Origin of the sequence: Acinetobacter bohemicus ANC 3994, from assembly GCF_000367925.1 — a bacterium.
GTDB classification, from domain to species: domain Bacteria; phylum Pseudomonadota; class Gammaproteobacteria; order Pseudomonadales; family Moraxellaceae; genus Acinetobacter; species Acinetobacter bohemicus.
Genome location: NZ_KB849167.1, coordinates 123,504 through 147,355, shown reverse-complemented (window position 1 = coordinate 147,355; position 23,852 = coordinate 123,504). Strand labels below are relative to the sequence as shown.

The window sequence follows — 23,852 nt, the reverse complement described above, 5'->3', positions numbered from 1 at the left end:
TAAAAAAAGCAGCCTGTCGGCTGCCTAAAAATGGAGATTTATCGTTATGATTTATCGGCCAAGCTAAAGAACCAGTTTAGAATGAGTGCTGCAAAAGTTGCCGTACCAATACCACCAAGGTTGAAGTTACCAAATTGCAGGGCAAAGTCACCCGTACCTAAAATAATGGTTACCGCAGCCACCATTAAATTTTTGTTTTTTGAGAAATCGACTTTATTTTCAATCCAGATTTTCGCACCGGCAATGGTAATTAAACCGAAGACCACAATTGAAGCACCGGTTAAAATTGCGGTTGGAATGGTGTGAATCACCGCACCAAATTTTGGTGAAAGACCTAAGAAAATTGCGAATACACCAGCAATCACAAAGACAATGGTGGAATACACACGGGTCACTGCCATGACACCAATATTTTCACCATAAGTCGTCATACCCGGCGCACCGACACCACCAGATAAGGTGGTTGCAATACCATCGGCCACGAAGGCTTTACCAATCTGTGGATCCAGATTTTCACCAGTCATGGCACTGACTGCTTTAATATGGCCTAAATTTTCAGCCACTAAAATTAATGCAATCGGCGCAATAATCAGCATGGCATTAAAATCAAATACAGGTGAATGGAAAGTGGGAACACCAAACCATGACGCTTGTTGAATCGGGGTGAAATTAATGGCGCTACCATACCCCATGACATTTGCAACAATGTAATAGATCAAGTAAGCAAGCAATAACCCAACCAATAATAACAGGCGCTGTAATAAACCTTTGCTGAATACGGCAATTGACCCCATACACAGTACAGTGACCAGTGACATCCACATATTAAAGTTATTACCAGCCACACCTTTAACCGTTACAGGTGCAAGGTTTAAACCGATAATCATGACCACTGCACCCGTAACCACTGGAGGCATGAGTTTTTCAATCCAGTTGGTGCCTGTGGCCATGACAATAAAACCAAAAATGGCATATAACACGCCACACGCCATGATGCCGCCAGCAGCTAAAGCAATATTGGCATTTGGTGCGCCTGTGCCTGAAGCCGCATAACCGGTGGCTGCAATCACCACGCCAATAAAGGCAAAACTGGAACCTAAATAACTCGGTACACGACCACCCGTAACCAAGAAAAACAGGATGGTACAAATCCCTGACATTAAAATGGCCAGATTGGGGTCAAAACCCATCAAGAAGGGTGCAAGGACTGTTGCACCAAACATGGCAAAGGCATGCTGTATGCCCAACACAACGCTTTGTGCAGGAGGGAGGTATTCATTTGTACCTACAGGACGGGCATCGATACTGCCTTCATATGGGCGCCAGTTGGGGAACCAATTGGACATAAAATGAGCACTCTAAAAACAAATTGAGCACATCATACTCTTGTTTTTGTAAGATTTAAGCTATGCCACTCTACTTTTATTAAAATTAATCTGCTGACTTTTTTAGGTATTTTACCAATTGGTAAATGTTTTTTTACTTAAAATTAAAGTTAAATCATGCAATTAATTTGGCTGACTTGCGTTGGAATAATGAATAATTTTTTTTATGATGTTTATCAAAAAAGATGATTTATTTTGCCAATTGCTACTGAAAGATAAAAAGCACATCCAAAGATGTGCTTTTCTGAGTTAGAGAGCTTTGAAGGCTTAACCGGTATTACGTAATCCTGCTGCAATTCCGGCAATGCTGACCATCAGTGCGTGATCGACAGGGGTATGTTCTGCCTGACGTTCTGCCAAATAGCGACGACGACGTTTCATCAGTTCAGCTTGCAATAAATGTAGCGGTAGCAAATAAGGTTTGCGCACTTTCATGGATTGATCCAGTACATCATTGCTACTGAGCAGTTGCGATTCGCCTTTTAATGCCAATAAGGTTTGTACGGCATCTTTTAAGCGTTGACGCAGTTGTTCGCCCAATATTTTTAAATCTTCATCATCTGTTAAATGCGATTCGTAATATAAGGCAACATGACTATCGGCTTTAGACAATACCATTTCCAACATATCAATTAGGGTTTGGAAATAGGGCCATTGTTGCAACATTTCATCAAGCAAGGGTTTTTGCCCTTGATCAAGTACTTGATTAATCGCTGCACCTGTCCCGAGCCAAGCCGGCAGCATTAAGCGAATTTGTGTCCAAGCAAAAACCCAAGGAATGGCACGTAAGGATTCAATCCCGCCACTGACTTTGCGTTTGGCTGGGCGCGAACCGAGCGGTAACATTTGTAATTCAAGTTCAGGGGTGACGGTACGCAGGTATTTTACAAAATGTGGATTTTCACGTACGGTTTCACGATACACCTGTACCGATAAATCGGTCATGCGATGCATCAAGTCACGCCATTCATCTTTAGGCACCGGTGGCGGCAGTAAGGTCGCTTCCAAAGTCGCTGCGGTATAAATTTCTAAATTTTGCAGTGCAATGCCTTCAAGTCCAAACTTAAAGCGAATCATTTCGCCTTGTTCGGTGACGCGAATCGCACCGGAAATAGACCCCGGCGGCTGGGAAAATAACGCCTGTTGAGTTGGTGCACCGCCGCGACTAATCGACCCGCCGCGACCATGAAACAGGGTCAATTGTACCGCATGTTTTTGCGCTACAGCGGTAAGTTCTTCCTGTGCACGATATTGCGCCCAGTTGGCCGACATAAAGCCCGCGTCTTTGGCCGAGTCTGAGTAGCCAATCATGACTTCATGTTTGCCTTGAATATGCTGTTTGTACCAATGCATATTGAACAAGGTGTTCATGGTGTCGGCTGCGCCATCTAAGTCTTTTAGGGTTTCAAACAAAGGCACAACGCGAAGTGGATGTTTAATGCCGGCTTCTTTTTGTAGCAATAACACCGCCAAAACATCACTTGGATATTCCGCCATGGAAATAATATAGGCGCCTAAACTTTCTTCAGGCTGTTCGGCCAAAGTGCGCATGGTGGCAAACACTTCTTGCACATCGGGATGTTCAATCAGGCTTTGTTTTGGCTCATTTAAATGTTTCGGCAGTAATGGACGTTTGCTTTGTAATTCTTGCAATAAGAAATTCTGGCGCGCTTGTTCGGTCCATGTTTCAAAATTGCCTAAACCTAAATATTCGGTAATGGCTGAAATCGCTTGGCGATGACGACCCGACTCCTGACGAATATCCAGTTTGAGCAGTTCAATGCCAAAACAATTGACCCGATGAATAAAATCGAGCAGTTTGCCATTGGCAATTTCAGGCAAGTTACTGGCAATTAATGAACGGTAGCAGAGTAATAAAGGCTGTAATAATTCATCTTTGCTTTTGATGACCAAACTGTCATCGGCCTCAAGTCCTTGCAGTTTTTGCGCCAACCAGTAGTGCGTGGCTTTTAAGCGTTCGCGCGTATCACGTAAATACTCACGGTACGGTTCAGGGTGTTTGTGTCCCAGTGCCTGTATCAATTCATCGCTACAGTTTTGAATCGACAGTTCCCAACGTAAAGCTTCAATGTCACGTAAGTACAAATCCGCTGCTTTCCAGCGTGACAGCCAAAGCACTTCTTGGGTAATGTTATGGGTCACATTCGGGTTACCATCACGGTCACCGCCCATCCAAGAGGCAAACCGAATCGGTGCAATAGTCAAAGGTAAACGTTGACCGCAGTGGTCTTGCACCATTTCATCCAGTTCACGAATAAACTTGGGCACCGCATTCCACAGCGTTTGTTCTATGGTGGTAAAGCCCCATTTTGCTTCATCGACAGGCGTTGGACGATGTTGACGAATCTCATCGGTTTGCCATGCAGAACAAACCAGTTGTTTTAATTCTTCTAAGATTGCTTTACGTTCGCGCGGCGTGAGTTTTTGTTGATCTGCTTTAAACAGGCACTCATTAATGCCATCATATTTTTGAATTAAGGTGCGACGGCTAACTTCAGTGGGATGCGCAGTCAGTACCAATTCAATGTTCAGTTCACAAATTTGCTGAAAGAGCGTATCTGATGAAATGTCATGGTCTTTGAATTTTTGGAACAGATGATCGAGTGGATTGGGTGATGGTGCATGTTCATCAAATTCACTTTTACGCCGACTGCGAACCACATTGTATTGTTCGGCAATATTGGCAAAATTCAGAAAATGGGTAAAGGCACGCGTGAGCGGCAGAATTTCATCATCTTCTAAACTAAAGAACAGCTGTTCCAGTTGTTTTTCTGCTTCAACCTGACCATCCCGAGCGCCCTTTGACAGCGCACGAATTTGTTCGACCTGATTAAACAAATCTTGTCCTGCATGTTCCTTTAAGGTTTCCCCCAAAAGATTACCCAGTAAGCGTACATCTTCACGCAGTGGAGCATCAATTTGTTGAATCATTTTTCACTCTCCGATTCTTGTTCTTTCGACTATATCGTGAAATGCCTACATTCCTAGTAGGGGCAGACAAAAGTAGGGCACATTTTGCTGAATTAATCCGCAATCTACTGCTATGAGTATGCCTGAACCTGTTCTATTGCGTTATTTAGAATCTTAATATTACTGCGCCGTACTATATTTCATCAGAAATAGATCAATACTGGCGAAAATAATCTGCTGTTTTTCGTCTAGAGTCGGAACGGCACGAATACCCAGCAGGACTTCATGATGACGCATCCCGAGTAATAACGATAAAATCAGCAAAGTGAGGGTTTTTAAGTTTTCAGTGCGAATAAAACCGAGCGTAATCGCTTGTTGAAAAAAGTCTTCCCAGATTGCATTCATGCGAAGATGGGATGCATCGTAAAATTTTTGTGCCAGTGGATTTTGTTCAGCCGCTAGTTCCAGTAATAACAGTTCTAATTTAATCGCTTCGGGTAAATTGACAATATTCAGTGCTAATGCACAGATTTGTGTAAATTCTTTTTTAAAATCACTGTCCGCAGATAATGTTACTGGGCGCGTGCTGATGGATTCTTCGCAGGTTTTTTCAATTGCACAGGTAAATAAATTGGCTTTATCTTGAAAGTGATTGTAGATGGTCAGTTTAGTGACCCCTGCTTCTTGCGCAATTTGATTCATGCTTGAGCCATGATAACCACATTTTAAAAATACGCATTTTGCCGCAGTTAAAATTTGCTGACGTTTTTCTAAGTCTTTCGGGCGACCGACATGTGTTTGCACAATTTTTTCCAAAAAAAATCAAGAAAGGTCATTGATTTGACCTTCAAGTTATAATTAATGTACCGATGGGTATATTAATTAAAAAATAATCAATTTAAGATACTCCTTATTTTGCCTTAAAAATCATTTTTAAATAAGAGCGAACTTCATGAGCATAAGTAAGACCGTTGTTGCCAGTATGATCATCGTTTGCAGTGTGACCTTATGGGGATGCAGCAAGGATGTAGCCGAAACAGAATCCGTCCCATTTGTCATGGTGACTCAGCCCAATAGTACCCATAACGAACAAAAAAGCTATGCCGGAGATGTACAAGCACGCCAACAAACCGCTTTAGCGTTTCGGGTGGGGGGACAAATTGTTGAACGTTATGTCGATGTTGGTGATCAAGTCAAGGTTGGGCAAGTGCTGGCAAAACTGGATGTTCAGGATGCACAACTACAACTCAATGCGGCGAATGCTCAACTGGAAAATGCTCAATCTGCGGCAAAAAATGCAGAAGATGAACTGAAACGCTTTAAGCAATTGCTGCCTATTAATGCGGTCAGCCGTTCGCAATACGATGCAGTAGATAATCAATATAAATCAGCTCTGTCGGCCTTAAAGCAAGCGCAATCCAATTATGAAGTCAGTCGTAATCAAACCGGTTATAACCAATTGCTGGCAAATAAAAATGGCGTGATTACCGCACGAAATATTGAAGTCGGACAGGTGATTGCTGCCGGACAAGCTGCTTATCAAGTGGCGATTGCCGGGGATCGTGACGTGGTGATTGGTGTGCCTGAACAAGCCATTGCAGAGATTAAAGTCGGTCAAACGGCATGGATTACTTTATGGTCAAAACCTGAAGATAAATTTGCAGCCTATGTGCGTGAAATTTCACCCGCAGCCGATCAATCGCGCACCTTTAGTGTCAAAGTGGCTTTGCGTGAAGGCAATGCTGCCATTCAACTGGGGCAAAGTGCACGCGTATTTTTTAATAAAATACAACAGAATGTTTTGAGCGTGCCATTATCGAGTGTTTCTGCCAATGGTCAACAAGCCTATGTTTGGGTGGTGAAACCAGACCAGAGCATTCATAAAGTACCCGTCAGTTTAGGCGCTTATGGGCGTGATAGCGTGCCAGTATTATCGGGTTTAAATGCTACGGATTATGTGGTGATTGGTGGTGTGCATCTATTGCGTGAAAAACAAAAAATCCAGCCGATTGACCGTGAAAACCGTACTGTGAAAATTCAGGCAGGAGCACCATCATGAAGCCAGACCACAAGGCAACCCTGAACTATAACTTGTCGGAATGGGCACTGAAAAATAAAGGCTTAATTCTTTATTTTATGTTGCTGTTGGCAATCGTTGGAATCGTGTCTTATTCCAAACTTGCACAAAGTGAAGATCCACCTTTTACTTTTAAGGTGATGGTGATTCAAACCTATTGGCCGGGTGCAACAGCCAAAGAAGTGTCATTACAGGTCACCGACCGTATTGAAAAAGAACTCATGAGCACGGGCAATTATGAACGGATCATGGCGTATTCGCGTCCCGGTGAGTCGATGGTGACCTTTGTTGCGAAAGATTCATTACGCTCAAGTCAAATTCCAGATGTGTGGTATCAAGTCCGGAAAAAAGTCGGCGATATCAAACAGCAACTGCCCAGTGGTGTACAAGGGCCTTTCTTTAATGATGAGTTTGGCGATACTTTCGGTAATATCTACGTTTTAACCGGCAAAGATTTTGACTACGGCATATTAAAAGAATATGCCGACCGTTTACAGTTACAACTGCAACGGGTTAAAGATGTCGGTAAGGTTAATTTGGTTGGCTTGCAAGACCAAAAAATCTGGATTGAACTCTCCAACACCAAAGCCACGCAACTGGGTATTCCAGTGACGGAAATTCAACAAGCATTGCAACAACAAAATGCGGTGGCCAGTGCAGGATTCTTTGAAACTGGCACAGACCGTATTCAAATGCGTGTCAGTGGTCAGTTGCAAAGTGTCGAGGAACTGAAAAAAATGCCGCTTTTGGTGGCCGGAAAAACCATTCAATTGGGCGATGTTGCTGAGGTCTATCGTGGCTTTAGTGAACCCGCGCAGCCGCGGATGCGTTTTATGGGTGAAAATGGTATTGGCATTGCCGTCTCCATGCGTAAAGGTGGAGACATTCTGGCGCTGGGTAAAAACTTAGAAACTGAGTTTGCTCAATTACAAAAATCTTTGCCCTTAGGCATGCAACTGAAAAAAGTGTCTGATCAGCCTGTGGCGGTAAAACGCAGTGTTAATGAATTCATGAAGGTATTGGCCGAAGCGGTGATTATCGTGTTATTGGTCAGCTTCTTCTCACTGGGTTTCCGTACCGGTTTAGTGGTGGCATTTTCAATTCCACTGGTGCTTGCCATGACCTTTGCAGGCATGCATTTATTTGATGTGGGGCTACATAAAATTTCATTGGGTGCGCTCATTTTAGCACTTGGGTTATTGGTGGATGACGCCATTATCGCCATTGAAATGATGGCGATTAAGATGGAGCAGGGTTATAGCCGTTTAGAGGCCGCCGGATTTACCTGGAAAACCACGGCTTTTCCGATGCTGACCGGAACCTTAATTACCGCAGCAGGCTTCTTGCCGATTGCCACCGCAGCCTCGAGTACAGGTGAATACACACGTTCAATTTTCCAAGTGGTGACCATTGCCCTGATTGTGTCATGGTTTGCCGCCGTTCTTTTTGTGCCGTATTTAGGCGACAAATTACTGCCCGATTTTAACAATTTACCGCAAAAAGCACCGTGGTATCAGCGTTTATGGGCACGTCTACGCAAGCAACCTGAACCCAAACCTGTGTTGCAGCATGTCGGTGAACAGCATGATCCTTATCAAACCAAGTTTTATCAAACGTTTAGAGGGTGGGTGAATACTTGTATTACCTATCGTAAAACAGTGATTGCGACCACCGTGGGTATTTTTGTGTTGTCGGTCTTGATGTTTAAAATGGTGCCGCAACAGTTCTTTCCAGCATCGAACCGTGCAGAAATTCTGGTCGATTTAAAGCTAGAAGAAGGCGCATCTTTAACTTCAACCGAAAATGCAGTGAAGAAGGTCGAAAAATTCTTGTCGACCAAGCATGGCATTGATAACTATGTGGCGTATGTTGGCACAGGTTCAACCCGTTTCTATTTACCGCTCGATCAACAGTTGCCACAGGCCAGTTTTGCTCAATTTGTGGTGTTGGCTTCATCTTTAGATGACCGTGATGAAATTCGCCAATCCTTAGATCAAGAAATTCGTAAATTACTGCCGGATGTTCGGACGCGCGTATCGTTATTAGAAAATGGCCCACCGGTGGGTTATCCATTGCAATACCGTGTTTCAGGTGAAGATTTGAATTTAGTCCGTCAATGGGCACACAAAGTTGCAGCCGTAATTGGCGATAATCCAAATACCAGCAACGTGCATTTGGATTGGGGTGAGCCAAGTAAAATCATTCATTTAAATATTGATCAAGATCGTGCCCGTCAAATGGGGGTGTCCAGTCTGGATTTGGCAAACTTCCTCAATAGTTCAATTAGTGGCGCCACCATTAATCAATACCGTGAGAAGCGTGAATTGATTGAAATTCGTTTGCGTGGTGACCAAGCTGAACGAGTCGATGTTGGATCATTATCCAGCTTAGCCGTACCGACTGCCAATGGGGCTTCTATACCGTTGGCGCAAATCGCTAAAATTGAATATAGCTTTGAAGATGGTTTGATTTGGCATCGTAACCGCTTACCGACCATTACGGTACGGGCGGATATTCGCAGCAAATTACAACCTGCGACCGTGGTGGGGGAATTGGCTGAAAAAATGGAGCAATTGCGTGCTGAATTGCCCAGTGGTTATTTGGTTGAAGTGGGTGGAACGGTTGAAGAGTCGGCCCGTGGGCAAAGCTCTGTCAATGCCGGTATGCCCTTTTTCTTGGCTGTGGTGATGACGTTGTTGATGATTCAGCTCAAGAGCATGTCACGTGCCATGATTGTGTTATTGACTGCACCTTTAGGCTTAATTGGTGTGGTGCTGTTCTTGTTATTGTTCAACAAACCTTTTGGTTTTGTGGCGATGTTAGGAACGATTGCATTGTCGGGCATGATTATGCGCAATTCCTTAATTTTGATTGATCAGATTGAACAGGATATTCAAGCGGGGCAGGATCCTTGGTCGGCCATTATTGATGCGACAGCACGCCGTTGTCGCCCGATTGTACTGACTGCATTGGCAGCAGTTTTGGCCATGATTCCGTTATCGAGCAGTATTTTCTTTGGCCCAATGGCTGTTGCGATTATGGGTGGATTGATTGTCGCGACCCTGTTGACGCTGTTCTTCTTACCCGCATTGTATGCACAATGCTTTAAAGTGAGAAAAAATACCGAGAGTCACTAAATTTGTGACAATAATGAGGTGCGAAATATTGAAAATTTCAATATAGTAGCACCTTACATTGTTATACATTTCTCTAAAGCAATTTACTGCAGATTAAAAAACTAAGCGTGCAGTAAATGGGGTTAAAATGCACATGAAGCAAGACAACTTAAGCCGACTTCGCCGTTCCATTGCGATTTCTTATGTCTTCATGTTTTTCGCTTTATTTACTGTGATTAGTGGTGTATTTGCATACTGGTATGCGCGTAAAATCACACAAGTAGACGATGTGGAAGTCTGGTTGCAAGCTCAAGCCTTGTGGGTCATGCGTAATATTGTGATTTATGCCATTTTGGTTTGTTTCGCTGCACTGTGGTTTATTCCACTCATTTTCTTTTATTGGAATAGCGCACTTTGGGTCACCGGTTGTACCGTTGCCGGTGTGGTATTCTCACTGATCGCCTTTTTGTTTTTGCTCAATGCGTGGCTGAAAGGTCTGTCTCGCTTTGTTAAAAATAAAGCTGTTTTCTAATCGAACTCAACTTTTTTACACTGTCCCCCTTGTAAAATTTGGATTGACCCCCAATTTCAGTCCACAGTTAAGTATTAATGAAATTCCGTGAGGAGCATCGCCAGACATGGCTAAACGTGATTATTATGAGGTTTTGGGCGTCGCTAAAACCGCTAGTGATGATGAAATTAAAAAAGCCTACCGTAAGTTGGCGATGAAATATCATCCAGATCGTAACCCAGACAACCCTGAAGCTGAAGATAAATTTAAAGAAGCTGCTGAAGCTTATGAAGTTTTATCGGATGGCGAAAAACGCAGTATGTATGACCGTATGGGGCACAGTGCCTTTGAAGGTGGTATGGGCGGCGGCGGTGGCGGCTTTGGTGGTGGTTTCAGCGCAGAAGATATTTTTAGCCAATTTGGCGATATCTTCGGTGGTGCGTTTGGTGGCGGCGGTGGACGTGGTCAACAACGCGCACGTCGTGGCTCGGACCTTCGCTATGTGATGGAACTGACCCTTGAAGAAGCGGTTAAGGGCGTGAAAAAAACCATTACCTTTACTGCACCAGCACCGTGTGATGTCTGTGATGGTAAAGGTTCAAAAAATCCGAAAGATGTTCAAACTTGTCCGACCTGTCATGGTGCTGGCCAAGTGCGTATGCAACAGGGTTTCTTCTCGGTGCAGCAAACCTGTGGCAGCTGTCGTGGTCAAGGTACTATCATTAAGAACCCATGTACGAAATGTCATGGTTCGGGTGTGTCTGATCGTCAACAAACGCTTGAAGTAACGATTCCTTCTGGCGTAGACAATGGTGACCGCGTCCGTTTAACCGGTAAAGGCGAAGCCATTCGTGATGGCCAGTCTGGTGATTTGTACGTCGAAGTTGTGGTCCGTGAACACGAAATTTTCCAACGTGATGGCGCAGACCTCTATATGGACGTGCCAGTCAGCATTGCTGATGCTGCGTTGGGTAAAGAAATTGAAATTCCAACACTGGAAGGCCGCGTGAGTTTGAAAATTCCTGAGGGAACTCAAACCGGCAAAATGTTCCGCTTACGTGGTAAAGGGGTTAAACCTGTACGTACCAGTATGCAAGGTGATTTACTCTGCCGCGTTGTGGTTGAAACACCGGTGAATTTAACCGCACGTCAACGTGAGTTATTAAAAGAATTGCAAGACACCATGGACGGCGATGACAATAAATCATCACCGAAGAAAAAATCATTCTTTGGTTTGTTTGATTAATTCAAATCATCAAGATGTAAAAAAGGGGAATATTCAATATTCCCCTTTTTTTATGCCCGCTTCATCGGTTATTCAATGATGGGCTGATCAATGGCATTCACATCGACCATTTGCGCCGCTGCTTCGTCAGTCGATGCTTGCTTGGTGGTTGCCTGAGTATTGTCCGCTTGAGTGGCTGTAGTGCTACGGGTCTGAACACTAATTTTGACTTGCGACAAGCTTTCTACCGTATCTCCCGCTTGAATTGCCGGTTCTGCCCACGCTGTGGTCACGAGGGTTGCCATAAAAACAGTTAACGCGATTTTTTTCGAATGCATCCTGATCTCCTTATAATTCATCTTTTTATCATTCGTGATGCGTAGTCTGCGTCGCGATGTTTACAATCAGATGAAAATAAGCAGCCCAAAGCATTTATTTTTCAGGTTGCAATTTGTCTACCTAATTTGTTTGCGTGTATGCCACGCTTGCTGCATTGAATTGAGTATGGATTTCAAAATCAGTCGGCTGAATTGATCTATTTTTGAGGAAATATTTAGCCTTGCAACTTAGTCTCTGTACAGAGTTTTGCTATAGTAAGGACAATTTAGAAGCAACATTAGGAATATGTTATGTCAGCAGCTCCACGCATTGGTATATTGGGTGCAGGCGGTCGTATGGGACGCATCCTTATTCAGGCCGTTCATGAGGCCGGTTATCAACTTGCAGCCGCAGTTGAACGCCCTGAAAGTAGCTTGATAGGTGCAGATGCCGGTGAGCTTGCAGGTATTGGGGCTGTGGGTGTCAAGGTGGTGGGTCAGCTACAAGATGTCTTAAAAGATTGCGATGTGGTGGTGGATTTTACTGCACCAGTGGCGACTCAACAGCATTTGAAATTGTGCCGTGAAGCGGGTGTTGCGATTGTGATTGGCACCACAGGGATGGACGATGAACAAAAAGCATTCCTGAATGAAAGTGCAACGCAAACGCCTGTAGTGTATGCCGCGAACTATTCAGTGGGTGTAAATGTATCGATTAAACTTCTAGAACTTGCCTCTAAAGTCTTTGGCGACACGGTTGATATTGAAGTGATTGAAGCGCATCACCGTCATAAAGTCGATGCACCATCGGGTACTGCACTGATGATGGGTGAAGCGATTGCAGGGGCTTTGGGTCGTGATCTTAAAGAAGATGCAGTGTATTGCCGTGAAGGTCATACGGGTCCGCGTGAGCGCAAAAGTATTGGTTTCCAAACCATTCGTGGTGGTGACATTGTTGGCGAGCATACCGCAATGTTTATTGCAGATGGTGAGCGTGTTGAAATTACCCACAAAGCCACCAATCGCATGAACTTTGCTGCGGGTGCAATACGCGCTGCTGCATGGGTGGTTGGCCGTGAAGCACGTAAATATGACATGAAAGATGTACTTGGTTTTAATGATATTCAAGTATAAAAATTCAGCAAAATCATTTATAACAAGTTAACAAAATTAAAATAAGAAGTTCAATGGAATGAAAAAAGTGATCTTGATGACTTGTGCTGTAGCAATGTTTGCTACAGCACAGGCTAAACCGCTTGATAATGCTAAGCTCAGTATGAATAAAAACAATATAAAAGTTTGGACCTATCAAAATAGTCAAAACCCCGTCTTTTTATACAAAGCGGAAACCATCTACGACACGCCTTTAGAAAAAGCCGTTGGGCTGATTTTAGATGTCGATCATGCGGTGCAATGGGTGCCGTATATGGGCAGTGTCAAAGTCCTGTCACGTGATGATAAAAAAGGCGAATTTTTGTTGTATATGGTGCTCGACTTTCCTTTTCCACTAAAAGACCGAGATTTAGTGGTACAAGGCAAAATGGTCAAAGATGCTCAAGGCGTGATTAGCATTAAAAATAAAGCCATCGATAAGGGTTATGCTAAAAATCCAGATTATGTCCGTTTGACTCATTATGAAGGGGATTGGAGCTTTCAAAAATTAGCCAATAATAAAGTCAAAGTCTCGACCTATGGTTATGCCAATCCTGAAGGCTCAATTCCTTTAACCTTTGTGAATATGTTTGTGCAACAACAACCGTATCAGATGCTCCAGAAAATGAAGCTGGAATTGGCTCAACGGAGTAGCATTCCTGCTTTGCCCGAAGCTTTGCGTTAAGGTTAAAAATTAAAAAAGTCCGCATATTGCGGACTTTTTCTCACCACCATGAGATCAGCATTGTTGATAGTGCAATGCTTTTTGCGTGGCCAGTTTCATTTGAATTAGCAGTAAAACAAGTGCAAACAGACTCAGTCCCGCTCCGACAAATGAAACGGCACTATAGCTCAGTCCCATATTCAGCACACTTGCACCCGCAATAGCACCCAAAGCATTGCCTAAGTTAAATGCACCCACATTCACCGAAGAAGCGAGACTCGGTGCATCATGGGCGACCGACATGACGCGCATTTGCAGTGGTGGAACGACTGCAAAAGCCGCTGCACCCCAAATGATTAAGGCCAGTGCAGCACCGATGCTGGTGGTGGCTAATAGTGGGAACAGCAACATCATCACCATCAGCAGCAGTAAAAAACCAATCAAGGTTTTATCTAAGGACAGATCTGCACATTTTCCACCGCAATAATTTCCAATTGAAAAACCCAGACCAATGAAAACTAACATCAGCGTAATTTGCGCGGGTGAAGCATGCATAAAGGCTTTTAAACTGGGTGCAATATAGGTATATAACGCGAACATGGCTCCTGCACTCATCACCGTGGTCAATAATGCCAAGACAATGGGCAAACGGGTTAAGACTTTAAGCTCTTGTTTTATATTGGGCTGATGACTGGCTGTACCTTCAGGTAAGGCTTTCCATAGTGCAAACATGGTGATGAGGCCCAGTAGAGAGATTCCCAGAAAAGATATGCGCCAGCCCAGATGTTGTCCAACCCAAGTGGCGAGGGGAACACCACCAATATTGGCAATGGTGAGTCCCATAAACATCATGGCGACAGCACTGGCTTGTTTATTTTGGGGTACAACGCTGGCAGCCACCACTGAACCAATGCCGAAGAATGCGCCGTGGTTTAAACTGGTGATGATTCGTGCACCGATCAGCCCCAAATAACTCGGTGCGAGCATGGCCAAAATATTGCCAATGCTAAAAATAGCCATCAATAAAATTAAGGATTGACGTTTTGAGTAACGACTCAGCCACAAAGTCATGAGCGGTGCAGCTAACATCACCCCCAAAGCATAAGCACTAATCAGCATGCCAGCGCGTGGGATAGAAATATCAAAATCTTGAGCGATTTCGGGCAAAAAGCCCATTGGGGAAAACTCTGTGGTGCCAATGGCAAAGGCACCGATTGCAAGCGCCAGTAACGGGAAATTAATTTTCATCAGTGGGCCTTCATTGCATAGCGGTGCAACTTTTGCTGCATTTGCATCAAGTTGCGCAGTATTACAAGGCGGTCACTGATTGCAAATGTGGTCTTGATGACATTAATCACCGTTTGTCCAGCGAAGCGAAATGTCATAACACCCGATTGGGGAACCCTCATGCTTGACTCAATCTTTAGTTTTTAAGATGGGGTCATTTTGATGATTTTATTGTTGCTAAAAAATGCGCTAATTTGCAAAATATTATTGACTATAAATCAATAAATGGATGGAAGATGAAATCGACCATTGAAGAATTACATGCTTTTGTCACGATTGTGGATAGTGGTTCGATTGTGATGGCCGCAGAGCGTTTAGCACAAACCACATCTGGGGTGAGCCGTGCTTTACAACGCCTTGAAAATAAGTTGCATGTGACCTTACTCGAACGCACCACGCGTAAATTGAAACTCACGCAAGAGGGACAATTGTTTTTAGATCGAGCACGCAAAATTTTAAATGATTTAACCGAAGCCGAAGATGCGTTATTAAAATCCGATACCGATACCTCGGGGCTAATTCGAGTCGATTCAGCGACACCTTTTGTCCTGCATGTGATCGTGCCATTGATGCGCGAATTTATGCAGCTTTATCCCAATATTGAAATTGAATTGAACAGTAATGATCAAATTATCGATTTGTTGGAACATAAAACGGATGTTGCCATTCGCTTTGGGCAGCTGAATGATTCAAGTTTACATGCCAAATTATTATGTAAAAGTCGTTTGTATATTGTCGCCAGCCCTGAATATTTAGAAAATTATGGCTATCCGAAAATGCCCAGCGATATTTCGAAGCATGCGCAAATTGGCTTTAGCAAAGTGAATCATTTAAATACTTGGCCCATTCGTGTCAATGGAGAACAGCTGACGGTTCAGCCCAAAATTAAAGCATCCAATGGCGAAACCGTACGTCAAATGGCATTGGATGGTTTAGGCATCACCTGTTTGTCTGCTTTTTTAGTGCAGCAAGATCTTCAACAAAACCGACTGGTTGCTTTATTCGAAGATCAAATTGAGCGATATGAACAGAGCATCCATGCTGTCTACTATCAACAAGAACATTTGCCAAAGCGTGTCCGTTTATTTATTGAGTTTTTAGTGCAAAAGCTGTCAAATTATCCATCGTTTTCTGTGGCAGCAGATCTAAACTGAGCAAGGTTTGAATTTCTTGCTGTTCATGATTCAGCAATTTTAATTCAAAATGTTGTGCAGAGGTTTGACTGCACTGAAAGTTTAAATTTTGCTGTTGTGGCATATGGATTCGCATCTCATGGTCTGAACTGACGTGATATTGGTACAGACGTTGTGCGGATGTTTGGTGCAATGTCGGTTGAAGATGCTGTAATTGGTATTGCCCCAGTTGCTGGGTTTTTAAAAATCCTTCAATTAAAGACTTACAAATAAAGTTCTGTTTTTGTGCCAAGGCATTGTTCGCTTGAGGTTGGCAAGCCATTAATAAAAAACTGATACTCAAGATGGCTGTACTGCGTTTCATTATTTTCATGGATGACTCCTTTTTATGCTGATGGACGGTAAATGCAGCATAAATCTGTTATGTTGATGGATACAGATACACAGAATTTTAAAAAATGAGTACAGATGTATGGCATTTCAATATCAAATTTTGGCAGAACAAATTGCCGATAAAATTCAGCAAGGTGAATTAGAAGCAGGGCAACGGTTAATTTCACTCAGGCAATGTGCCGAGCAGCAAAATGTCAGCATCAATACAGTCAAAAATTGCTATGAATTATTAGAAGCGCAAGGGCTGATCTTTGTGAAAAATAAATCGGGCTATTTTGTCAGTGCGAAAAAATCGCTTGTACAGCACACGCAGCGCCCGACCCATCCCGATTTTCAATCTCAGCCCAGGGATGTGTCTAATTTAGAATTACAAATTGAGATTCAACAAGACTCGATCAATAATAAATTGATTCATTTGGGTGCGATTCAAATCTCGCCAAATTTGGTTCCCGTCGAAGCTTTGCGCCGTTCCATTCAGCGTGCTTTAAAGCATAGCAAGCCTGAAGATTTTTTATATAGTGATAAGCAAGGACATATTCGCTTACGAGAAGCCTTATCTGAACATTGGGCAGAAGATGGTTTTTATATTGCGAAGAATGATATTTATATCAGCAATGGTTGCATGCCTGCGTTGTCGGTGATGATTCAAAGTCTGACCGAAATGGGCGATAGTATTATTGTACCCACGCCTAATTTTAATGGTCAGTTGCAACTTTTGGCGGTTTTAAAGCGCAAAATTGTAGAAATTCCAGCGGATACCAATGGATTTGATTTAGAACGTTTAGAGCAAGCCATGCAAAGTACGGGTGCAAAAGCCTGTTTGCTGACGGCAAATTTTCAGAATCCCTTAGGTTTTAGTTTAACCAATGCACAGAAAGAAAAAATTGCACAGTTAGCCAGTCGCTACCAATGTTATGTGATTGAAGATGATATTTATGCCGAATGCAGTTTTAGTTTAAAACGACCCCTGCCGATTAAATACTGGGATCAACAAGGCTATGTGATTTTCTGTGGATCGGTGTCTAAATCATTGTCTACCGCCTATCGAGTGGGCTGGTTTTGTATTCCACAACGATTACAACATTTACGCGCTCAGTTGCTGATGCAAAATGTGGCCGTCAATACACCGCTGCAATTAGGGCTTGCCGACTTAATTTATAGTCGGGCTTATCGTGAGCATTTAACCACGCTCAAACCGATTCTCATGGCACAGGTTGAACAATATCGACAATTCATCATTACTGCTTTTCATCAGGTGGATATTGGTTTAAATCAACCCAGTGGTGGCTATGCGTTCTGGATTCAATTGCCTGAGCAGATTGATGGTTTAGAGATGTATCATTTTGCGCAACAGCAGGGGATTAACATTGTACCCGGTGAGGTCTTTGGTGAAGATGGACGCTATAAGAATTGTATTCGCTTAAATGCGGGGCATGAATTGTCAGATGAAATTCGTGATGCGATTGTGCTCTTGGCAGATTGGACCAGAGAACAATTAACGTCGGTGTATGTTGCTTAAATTTCCCAGAAGAAAGGAGGCTACGGCTTGACTATTTTGCCTGATCGCATCGTTAGTTGCAGTGTTTTATCTAAAGGTTTGGTCTTTACCGAATTCAAAGCCACAATATAATTTGTGGCTTTGAGCATCGTACATCTCAGATCAAAAGCAGCAGATCTGCTGCCTAATCCTCTTCGATTAAAAATCAGCTTTTAACACAATTCGGTAACGGGCTTTGCCAGAATGTAAATGTTGTAGTGCTGCATTTAATTGTGACATCGGAAAGACTTCAATTTGCGGTGCAATATTTTTACGTGCTGCAAATTTTAATAATTGACGTAACGCGGCAGGCGAACCCGTTGGTGAGCCTGTAATGGATTTCGAACCGCCAATTAAACTGCCGGCATTAATTTTCAGTGGTTCAAGCACTAAGCCTAACATGTGAACCTTGCCGTTCGGTGCCAGTGTACTAATAAAGGCAGGCCAATTGAGCGTGACATTGACGGTGCTGAGCAGTAAATCAAATTTGCCACGTTGTGTTTTGATGGCCTCAATATCACGGCTATTGACCACATGGTCTGCACCCATGGCTTTAAGCTCGTTAGTTTTATCTAAACTTGAAGTAAATGCGGTAATTTCACAGCCCCAAGCTTTGAGTAGTTTAATCGCCATATGCCCTAAACCACCAATTCCAATCACGCCTACATGGTGAGTCGCTTGAATTTGATGTTTTAAAAGTGGGTCGAATACGGTAATCCCCCCGCAGAGTAATGGACCTGCACTTTCTGCATCTAAATCTTCGGGTAAAGGAATCACCCATTGCCAGCCAGCACGTACTTTGTCGGCAAAACCACCGGCATGCCCGACAATCGTTGCGGTTGAACCACCTGTACAAAGGACTTGTTGTCCTGAAATACACGGATCACAGTACTGACAACTTTCTGCTGTCCAGCCAATGCCAACACGTTGTCCCACTTTTAGCCCTTTGGCTTCTGAACCCAGCTGCGTGATGATGCCAATAATTTCATGTCCTGCGACCACAGGATAAACCGAAGAATTCCATTCATTATTAATCACCGAAACATCAGAATGGCATAAACCACAGTATTCAACTTTGACTTCAACTTGGTGGGGGGGGAGTTCTCCGGCATCAAACTGATAGGGTTCAAGTGCAGCACCCGCTTGCATGGCGGCATAGGCATGGATGATGTTGTCATTCATGGTGGAATCCTTTTATTATTGTGGTGAAATATTAATTTGATTTAAAAGCACAGTGATTTTCATGATCATCGACCATACCCACCGCCTGCATAAAGGCATAACAGGTGGTCGGTCCAACAAATTTAAAACCGTTCTTTTTTAAAGCTTTTGACAGGCTTTGGCTGATGTCGGTTTGAGCAGGTGCTTGTCGATAATCAGCAACATCATTGTGGATGCTTTGCTGTTCGACAAAACTCCATAACCAGTGGCTGACATCAATCTGTTGTTGTTTTAAATGTTGCCAAGCAATGGCATTGTCACGGATGGCTTTGAGCTTGCCAATATGTCGAATCAAGCCCGCATCTTGTAGCATGTGTTCTAATTTGAGATCACTAAATTGGGCAATCTCTGCAATAGAATATTGAAAGAAATGCTGCCGATAACTGTCACGCTTTTTCAGCACGGTAATCCAAGACAAACCCGCTTGTTGTCCTTCTAAGCAGAGCATTTCAAATAAATGGCCTTCATCATGAACAGCTTTTCCCCATTCATGATCATGGTAAGCCATATAAAGCGGATCGTTAGAGCACCAACCACAGCGTTGTAACGACATTTTTTATGCTCCTGAAGTGACTTAAAGTTTAAATTCAGCCCACTGATCTTGTTGATTATCCCAATAAAATAGTTCAGCTTGCGGTAAATCTGTGAATTGAATCCACATATCTTTTCCCGCTTTTTCTGCAAACCCTGTGCTAATCAAAAGCGCTTGTTCAGTGATTTCCATCACCCAGCCTTGATGGCTTTGTCCAGCCAAAACAATTTTTTGTTGATTGCCTGATTCAGCAAATTCGACCAAACGATTGATCAGCGCTTCTGACATGAATAGTTCCTAAAAATTAACGTAAATAAGGATAGGGGTTGACCACACCACGCCCTTTACCGTCGAGGTAAATGCCATAGTGTAAATGTGGCTCAGTATGACGTGCATTGCCAGTATTACCAACATAACCAATCAGATCACCTTTTTTGACATAATCCCCGACATTTAAGCCGCGTTTATGCGCATCAAGATGGGCATAATAATGCCAAGTTCCAGCAGGCCCCATAATCCAAACCACTTTACCACCCAAATTGTTATTGCGTAAGTCAGCAATGAGGCCTTCTGTGGCACTGAACACTTTTGTTCCACGTGGAGCCATAATGTCAATGCCTTCATGTTTGCGTCCGTGACTCCGCGCGGCAGCCCAGGTATCACGTAACTGTTTAGCTTTTATATTGTGCACGGGGATGGGCAGTGACGATTTGAACTGCATATTTTTCAGCTTTTGCACTTGATCAAGGGGAAGCGGTTTAGTGGCGGGTTTTTTAGGCGTTGAGGTACATGCTGCAATCCAGAGGATGCTCAACCCCAATAATAATGTCGAAATAAAACGCAGCACTGTTGATCCTTTTTTCATTCTAATAGGCGTGAAAATTCTTTGAATCGCAGTGCCTGACTATGTCATAAACTAAGGGCAGAGATCAATTTTTTCATGGCTGTGGGAATTCCTATTTCTGTTGCAATTTGTGTCGCGAGCCATGTGCCATTTAATTCAATCGCAAGATGTTCTTGTTGATCAGCAGTGACCTCAAAGCAGATGGCTTCAAGTTGCCAAGTGAAATGGGTAAAGCTATGGCTAATTTCAGTGCGTTGAATGACTTTTTTCAGTCCTAAAGCTTGGCACTGTGTTACAAATTCGGCGGGATTTTCAATAATCGGTAAACACCATAAACCGCCCCATAAGCCACTATTTGGACGTTGTTGCCATAACCATTGTTGATTCGATTGAATCACTAATACCTGTGCTGATTTGATCGGTACGGCTTTTTTCGGTTTTTTAAACGGTAGCTCTGTTTCTAGCCCTTGTTGATGTGCTTTGCAGTGTTGTTGCATTGGGCAATATAAGCACAGCGGTTTTTTCGGTGTGCAGACCGTAGCACCTAAGTCCATAATTGCTTGGGTATAATCATGATTACGTTCGGTTGGGCATAACGTTTCAGCCAATTGCCACATGGCACGTTCATGGACGGGTTTAGACAAGTCATCTTCAATGGCAAAAAAACGTGCCAGAACCCGTTTTACATTGCCATCCATAATTACGCCATATTGACGCAGCCCCAGTGACATCAATGCGCCACCCGTTGATGGGCCAATTCCGGGAAGCTCAATCCATTGTTCCAATGTGCTGGGGAAGTGTCCTTGTTGGCTGACGATACCCGCAGCTCTATGCAAATTGCGTGCTCGTGCGTAATAGCCTAGTCCAGCCCAATAAGGTGCAACATCGTCCCAGCTGGCTTGCCCTAAAGCTTCAACGGTTGGAAATCGGGAGATAAAGCGTTCAAAATATTGCAGCACTGTTTTAACTTGAGTTTGCTGTAACATAATTTCAGACACCCAAACCTGATAGGGATCATCGATCACTTGCCATGGCAAGTCATGGCGACCATGAACATCAAACCAAGCAAGAAGGGCTTCGGCAAAAGAAAACTGTGACATACGAACCGCATATTTGGAATAGATGAATAGTATAGCGAAAACTGGGTCAGGCTGCGGCTCAGAACAGTGACAAAAATAAAGACATAAAAAATGATGCCGCAGCATCATTTTTGAATTGGTTTTGAGTCGAAGGTTTTATTCGCTCAGCATACCCCAGCGTTCATCTAGCTTTAAGCTTTGGCCTTCATAGCGTGGAATAATATGCAGGTGTAAGTGCTCAGATGCTTCACCAAAGACTTTTCCATCATTAAATCCAATATGGAAGCCTGAGGGTTGATGGCGCAGTTGCAGTTCATTGCGCGCAAGCTCAAGTAAAGACATTAAGCTTTTACGTTCTTTGTCCGTGATATCAAAAAAAGAGCTCACATGGCGTAGCGGGACAATGACACAATGACCTTTAGATAATGCATTTGGCTCGGGTAAAATTACACCAAAGTCATTTTTATCAATGATGTCATATTCATCAAAGTTGCAATATGGGCAGTTGTTTTCAGTCATTGTTGTATCCTCTTCAAAAATATAGTTTTTAAAATATTCATGTCATTGGATCGGTCAATATAGCATAACTAGATTGACCTCGTTGTTATTCGCCCAGTCGGTTTTCGAATAATACATACATGGCAGCTAAACCTTTTTGTTCTGCATCGATGTTATAGCCCAGATCAATACCATTGGCTTTAGCACGTTCATCTGCAAGGGGATTACTAAAACCATGCTTCGCATCTTCAAAGATAATCACTTCATGTTCCACCTGAGCGGCATACATTTCTTCTTTAAAGCGCGCAACATCATCTAAGCTAACCATGCTGTCGAGTTCTCCATGAAGAACCAAAATCTCAGCTTTAACGGTTCCCGGTTGAGCAGGTGCTTTCGGAGTCAATGTGCCATGGAACGTGACCACTGCGTGTAAAGGCGCGCCAGAACGTGCCAGATCAAGAACCACTTTGCCACCATAACAGAAGCCTACTGCTGCCAGTTTATCTGCATTTACTTCTTCTTGCGCTGCTAATGCTGCTAAACCCGCAGACGCACGAGTCACAATCGTTTCAGGGTCATTAAAGGTTTGCATCATCCATTCACTGGCTTGTGGGACGTTGGTGGTTACTTTTTTATCACCATACATGTCAATGGCGAGGGCTGCATAGCCATGTTCAGCAAGTTCACGCGCACGTTGTTCAGTGTACTCATTTCGTCCCCACCATTCAGGCGCGACAATCACCCCCGCGACAGGTTTTTCTGATTCAGGTGCTGCAAAATAGCCAATTAAAGTTGTTCCATCTTGGGCCGTGTATTGGATTTCGCGAGTTTTGATGCTGAGCGCCATTTATTTTATCCTTGTATGTTGTATTAAGTGAAAAATATACGAATTAAAACATCGAAATTGACTTCTTTACTGGTTGTGTAAGATTGATCTATTTTGACTTTACACTATTCTAAATAAATTGAAATAGGCTTTTAATCAGCGGGTTTTTGAAGTTTAAGTGATTCATAAATATTAAATATATTTTTATTATATTGAGCAGAAAAAGCAGGTGATCTATACACTTTAACGCACGAATGTTGTTGATATTGAAAGTAAGATTTGCTATTGAATGGATTAAAATATAAAAAAATAGCGAGTCAAAATAAGCATTTTTATGCTTCAAATTGATCTGATCGCTATTCTTTTATATGCATTTACTCGGTTATTTACTCGGTTTAGCTAAAATTTCAATTAGTTCTACATCAAAAATTAACGTGCTATTCGGTTCTATCACATCACCAGAGCCAATTTGACCATAGCCAAGTTGTGCTGGAATGAAGAAACGATATTCAGCGCCTTCTTTCATTAATTGTAAGCCTTCAGTCCAGCCTTGAATGACTTGGCTGACTTGAAATTCAGCCGCTTGATTTCGTGCAATTGAACTATCAAAAACAGTGCCATCAATTAAACGACCTTCATAATTCACTTTAACAATAGAATTTACTTTAGGTGATTGACCTGTACCTTGTTTGAGTATTTGGTATTGCAAACCCGATTTAGTGGTTTGAACGCCTTGTTTTTTTGCATTGGCGGCTAAAAATTCAGCTCCAATTTTGGCATTGGCATCTGCTTTCTTTTTTAACTCAATGAGTTGTTTTGCATCACTTTGCTTTTTATGTTGAGTTAGAACGCGTGCCATTTCTTCATCAGTCAGTGCCGATTTACCGCCTTGAGCTGCTGTTTTTAAACCCAGTATGAATGCATCTAAGTCCAAATCTTTGACCGATTCGGCATTGCTGCGTCCCATTAAATAACCAAAGCTGTAGCCGACTTGTTCATTCAAACTGCTGCTGTTGGTCACAGTTTTTGCAAAACCTGTTGTGGTAAACATGCATAAACAAAGCAATGTCATCGGTGTTTTCATACGCTTATCTCAAGATAAATCAGGAGAGCAAAAGCTCTCC

The 23,852-nt window shown here is 43.0% G+C and carries 22 protein-coding genes; 8 read left to right on the top strand and 14 right to left on the bottom strand.

Going from position 1 to position 23,852, the window contains the following annotated elements; genetic code table 11:
- Positions 1-44: 44 nt before the first annotated feature.
- The 3 genes from F994_RS07665 to F994_RS07655 all read right to left on the bottom strand — a co-directional run bounded on the left by F994_RS07665 (position 45) and on the right by F994_RS07655 (position 5,120).
- Entirely contained in the window at positions 45-1,346 is a 1,302-nt protein-coding gene (locus F994_RS07665; protein ID WP_004649701.1) for a solute carrier family 23 protein, read from the bottom strand.
- Positions 1,347-1,652: 306 nt separating this feature from the next.
- On the bottom strand, positions 1,653-4,337 hold the full coding sequence (ppc, locus tag F994_RS07660) for a phosphoenolpyruvate carboxylase (RefSeq protein ID WP_004649700.1): 2,685 nt from the start codon (positions 4,335-4,337) through the stop codon (positions 1,653-1,655).
- A gap of 159 nt (positions 4,338-4,496) precedes the next feature.
- Positions 4,497-5,120 carry a TetR/AcrR family transcriptional regulator gene (locus F994_RS07655; RefSeq protein WP_004649699.1) on the bottom strand — a complete coding sequence of 208 codons (624 nt, stop codon included), beginning with the start codon at positions 5,118-5,120 and terminating at the stop codon, positions 4,497-4,499.
- Between the two features lie 148 nt (positions 5,121-5,268).
- Here F994_RS07655 and F994_RS07650 point away from each other — a divergent pair, with 148 nt between their 5' ends.
- The 4 genes from F994_RS07650 to dnaJ all read left to right on the top strand — a co-directional run bounded on the left by F994_RS07650 (position 5,269) and on the right by dnaJ (position 11,266).
- Complete coding sequence (locus F994_RS07650; RefSeq protein ID WP_004649698.1) at positions 5,269-6,375, top strand: efflux RND transporter periplasmic adaptor subunit; 1,107 nt, start codon at positions 5,269-5,271, stop codon at positions 6,373-6,375.
- Positions 6,376-6,395: 20 nt separating this feature from the next.
- Positions 6,396-9,530 (top strand): efflux RND transporter permease subunit, encoded by a 3,135-nt coding sequence (locus tag F994_RS07645; RefSeq protein WP_034696924.1) that lies wholly within the window; start codon positions 6,396-6,398, stop codon positions 9,528-9,530.
- A 133-nt stretch (positions 9,531-9,663) separates the two neighbouring features.
- A complete protein-coding gene (locus F994_RS07640) occupies positions 9,664-10,041 on the top strand; it encodes a hypothetical protein (protein WP_004649695.1) in 378 nt (125 codons plus the stop codon).
- A 106-nt stretch (positions 10,042-10,147) separates the two neighbouring features.
- Complete coding sequence (gene dnaJ / locus F994_RS07635; RefSeq protein WP_004649694.1) at positions 10,148-11,266, top strand: molecular chaperone DnaJ; 1,119 nt, start codon at positions 10,148-10,150, stop codon at positions 11,264-11,266.
- A gap of 68 nt (positions 11,267-11,334) precedes the next feature.
- Here dnaJ and F994_RS07630 read toward each other — a convergent pair whose 3' ends face one another.
- Positions 11,335-11,583 (bottom strand): hypothetical protein, encoded by a 249-nt coding sequence (locus tag F994_RS07630; RefSeq protein WP_004649693.1) that lies wholly within the window; start codon positions 11,581-11,583, stop codon positions 11,335-11,337.
- Between the two features lie 291 nt (positions 11,584-11,874).
- On the opposite strand from F994_RS07630, the gene dapB reads away from it, so the two are divergent.
- Both dapB and F994_RS07620 read left to right on the top strand, forming a co-directional pair.
- On the top strand, positions 11,875-12,696 hold the full coding sequence (gene dapB, locus F994_RS07625) for a 4-hydroxy-tetrahydrodipicolinate reductase (protein WP_004649691.1): 822 nt from the start codon (positions 11,875-11,877) through the stop codon (positions 12,694-12,696).
- 58 nt (positions 12,697-12,754) lie between these two features.
- Positions 12,755-13,399 (top strand): START domain-containing protein, encoded by a 645-nt coding sequence (locus F994_RS07620; RefSeq protein ID WP_004649690.1) that lies wholly within the window; start codon positions 12,755-12,757, stop codon positions 13,397-13,399.
- 54 nt (positions 13,400-13,453) lie between these two features.
- Here F994_RS07620 and F994_RS07615 read toward each other — a convergent pair whose 3' ends face one another.
- A complete protein-coding gene (locus F994_RS07615) occupies positions 13,454-14,626 on the bottom strand; it encodes an MFS transporter (protein ID WP_004649689.1) in 1,173 nt (390 codons plus the stop codon).
- 275 nt (positions 14,627-14,901) lie between these two features.
- On the opposite strand from F994_RS07615, the gene F994_RS07610 reads away from it, so the two are divergent.
- Positions 14,902-15,819 carry a LysR family transcriptional regulator gene (locus tag F994_RS07610; RefSeq protein WP_004649687.1) on the top strand — a complete coding sequence of 306 codons (918 nt, stop codon included), beginning with the start codon at positions 14,902-14,904 and terminating at the stop codon, positions 15,817-15,819.
- On the opposite strand, the gene F994_RS07605 is transcribed toward F994_RS07610, so the two are convergent.
- Positions 15,752-16,171, bottom strand: a complete 420-nt coding sequence (locus F994_RS07605) for a hypothetical protein (RefSeq protein ID WP_004649686.1) — start codon at positions 16,169-16,171, stop codon at positions 15,752-15,754. The genes F994_RS07610 and F994_RS07605 overlap by 68 nt on opposite strands.
- A 99-nt stretch (positions 16,172-16,270) precedes the next feature.
- Here F994_RS07605 and F994_RS07600 point away from each other — a divergent pair, with 99 nt between their 5' ends.
- Positions 16,271-17,710, top strand: coding sequence for an aminotransferase-like domain-containing protein (locus F994_RS07600; protein ID WP_004649684.1), 1,440 nt, complete (start codon positions 16,271-16,273; stop codon positions 17,708-17,710).
- Positions 17,711-17,887: 177 nt separating this feature from the next.
- Here the strand turns inward: F994_RS07600 and ahr are convergent, their stop codons facing one another.
- The 8 genes from ahr to F994_RS07560 form a co-directional block, all read right to left on the bottom strand.
- Entirely contained in the window at positions 17,888-18,910 is a 1,023-nt protein-coding gene (ahr, locus tag F994_RS07595; protein WP_004649683.1) for an NADPH-dependent aldehyde reductase Ahr, read from the bottom strand.
- A gap of 31 nt (positions 18,911-18,941) precedes the next feature.
- Positions 18,942-19,502: a DNA-3-methyladenine glycosylase I gene (locus tag F994_RS07590; RefSeq protein ID WP_004649682.1), complete on the bottom strand. Its 561-nt coding sequence runs from the start codon at positions 19,500-19,502 to the stop codon at positions 18,942-18,944.
- A 21-nt stretch (positions 19,503-19,523) separates the two neighbouring features.
- Positions 19,524-19,769 carry a hypothetical protein gene (locus tag F994_RS07585; protein WP_004649681.1) on the bottom strand — a complete coding sequence of 82 codons (246 nt, stop codon included), beginning with the start codon at positions 19,767-19,769 and terminating at the stop codon, positions 19,524-19,526.
- A gap of 16 nt (positions 19,770-19,785) precedes the next feature.
- Entirely contained in the window at positions 19,786-20,328 is a 543-nt protein-coding gene (locus tag F994_RS07580) for a M23 family metallopeptidase (protein ID WP_004649680.1), read from the bottom strand.
- A 62-nt stretch (positions 20,329-20,390) separates the two neighbouring features.
- Positions 20,391-21,425: an A/G-specific adenine glycosylase gene (mutY, locus tag F994_RS07575; RefSeq protein ID WP_004649679.1), complete on the bottom strand. Its 1,035-nt coding sequence runs from the start codon at positions 21,423-21,425 to the stop codon at positions 20,391-20,393.
- A 135-nt stretch (positions 21,426-21,560) separates the two neighbouring features.
- Positions 21,561-21,923 (bottom strand): HIT family protein, encoded by a 363-nt coding sequence (locus tag F994_RS07570; RefSeq protein WP_004649678.1) that lies wholly within the window; start codon positions 21,921-21,923, stop codon positions 21,561-21,563.
- 85 nt (positions 21,924-22,008) lie between these two features.
- A complete protein-coding gene (locus tag F994_RS07565; RefSeq protein ID WP_004649677.1) occupies positions 22,009-22,749 on the bottom strand; it encodes a dienelactone hydrolase family protein in 741 nt (246 codons plus the stop codon).
- A gap of 361 nt (positions 22,750-23,110) precedes the next feature.
- Positions 23,111-23,812 (bottom strand): BamJ family beta-barrel-assembly machinery protein, encoded by a 702-nt coding sequence (locus F994_RS07560; RefSeq protein ID WP_004649676.1) that lies wholly within the window; start codon positions 23,810-23,812, stop codon positions 23,111-23,113.
- Positions 23,813-23,852: the final 40 nt, after the last annotated feature.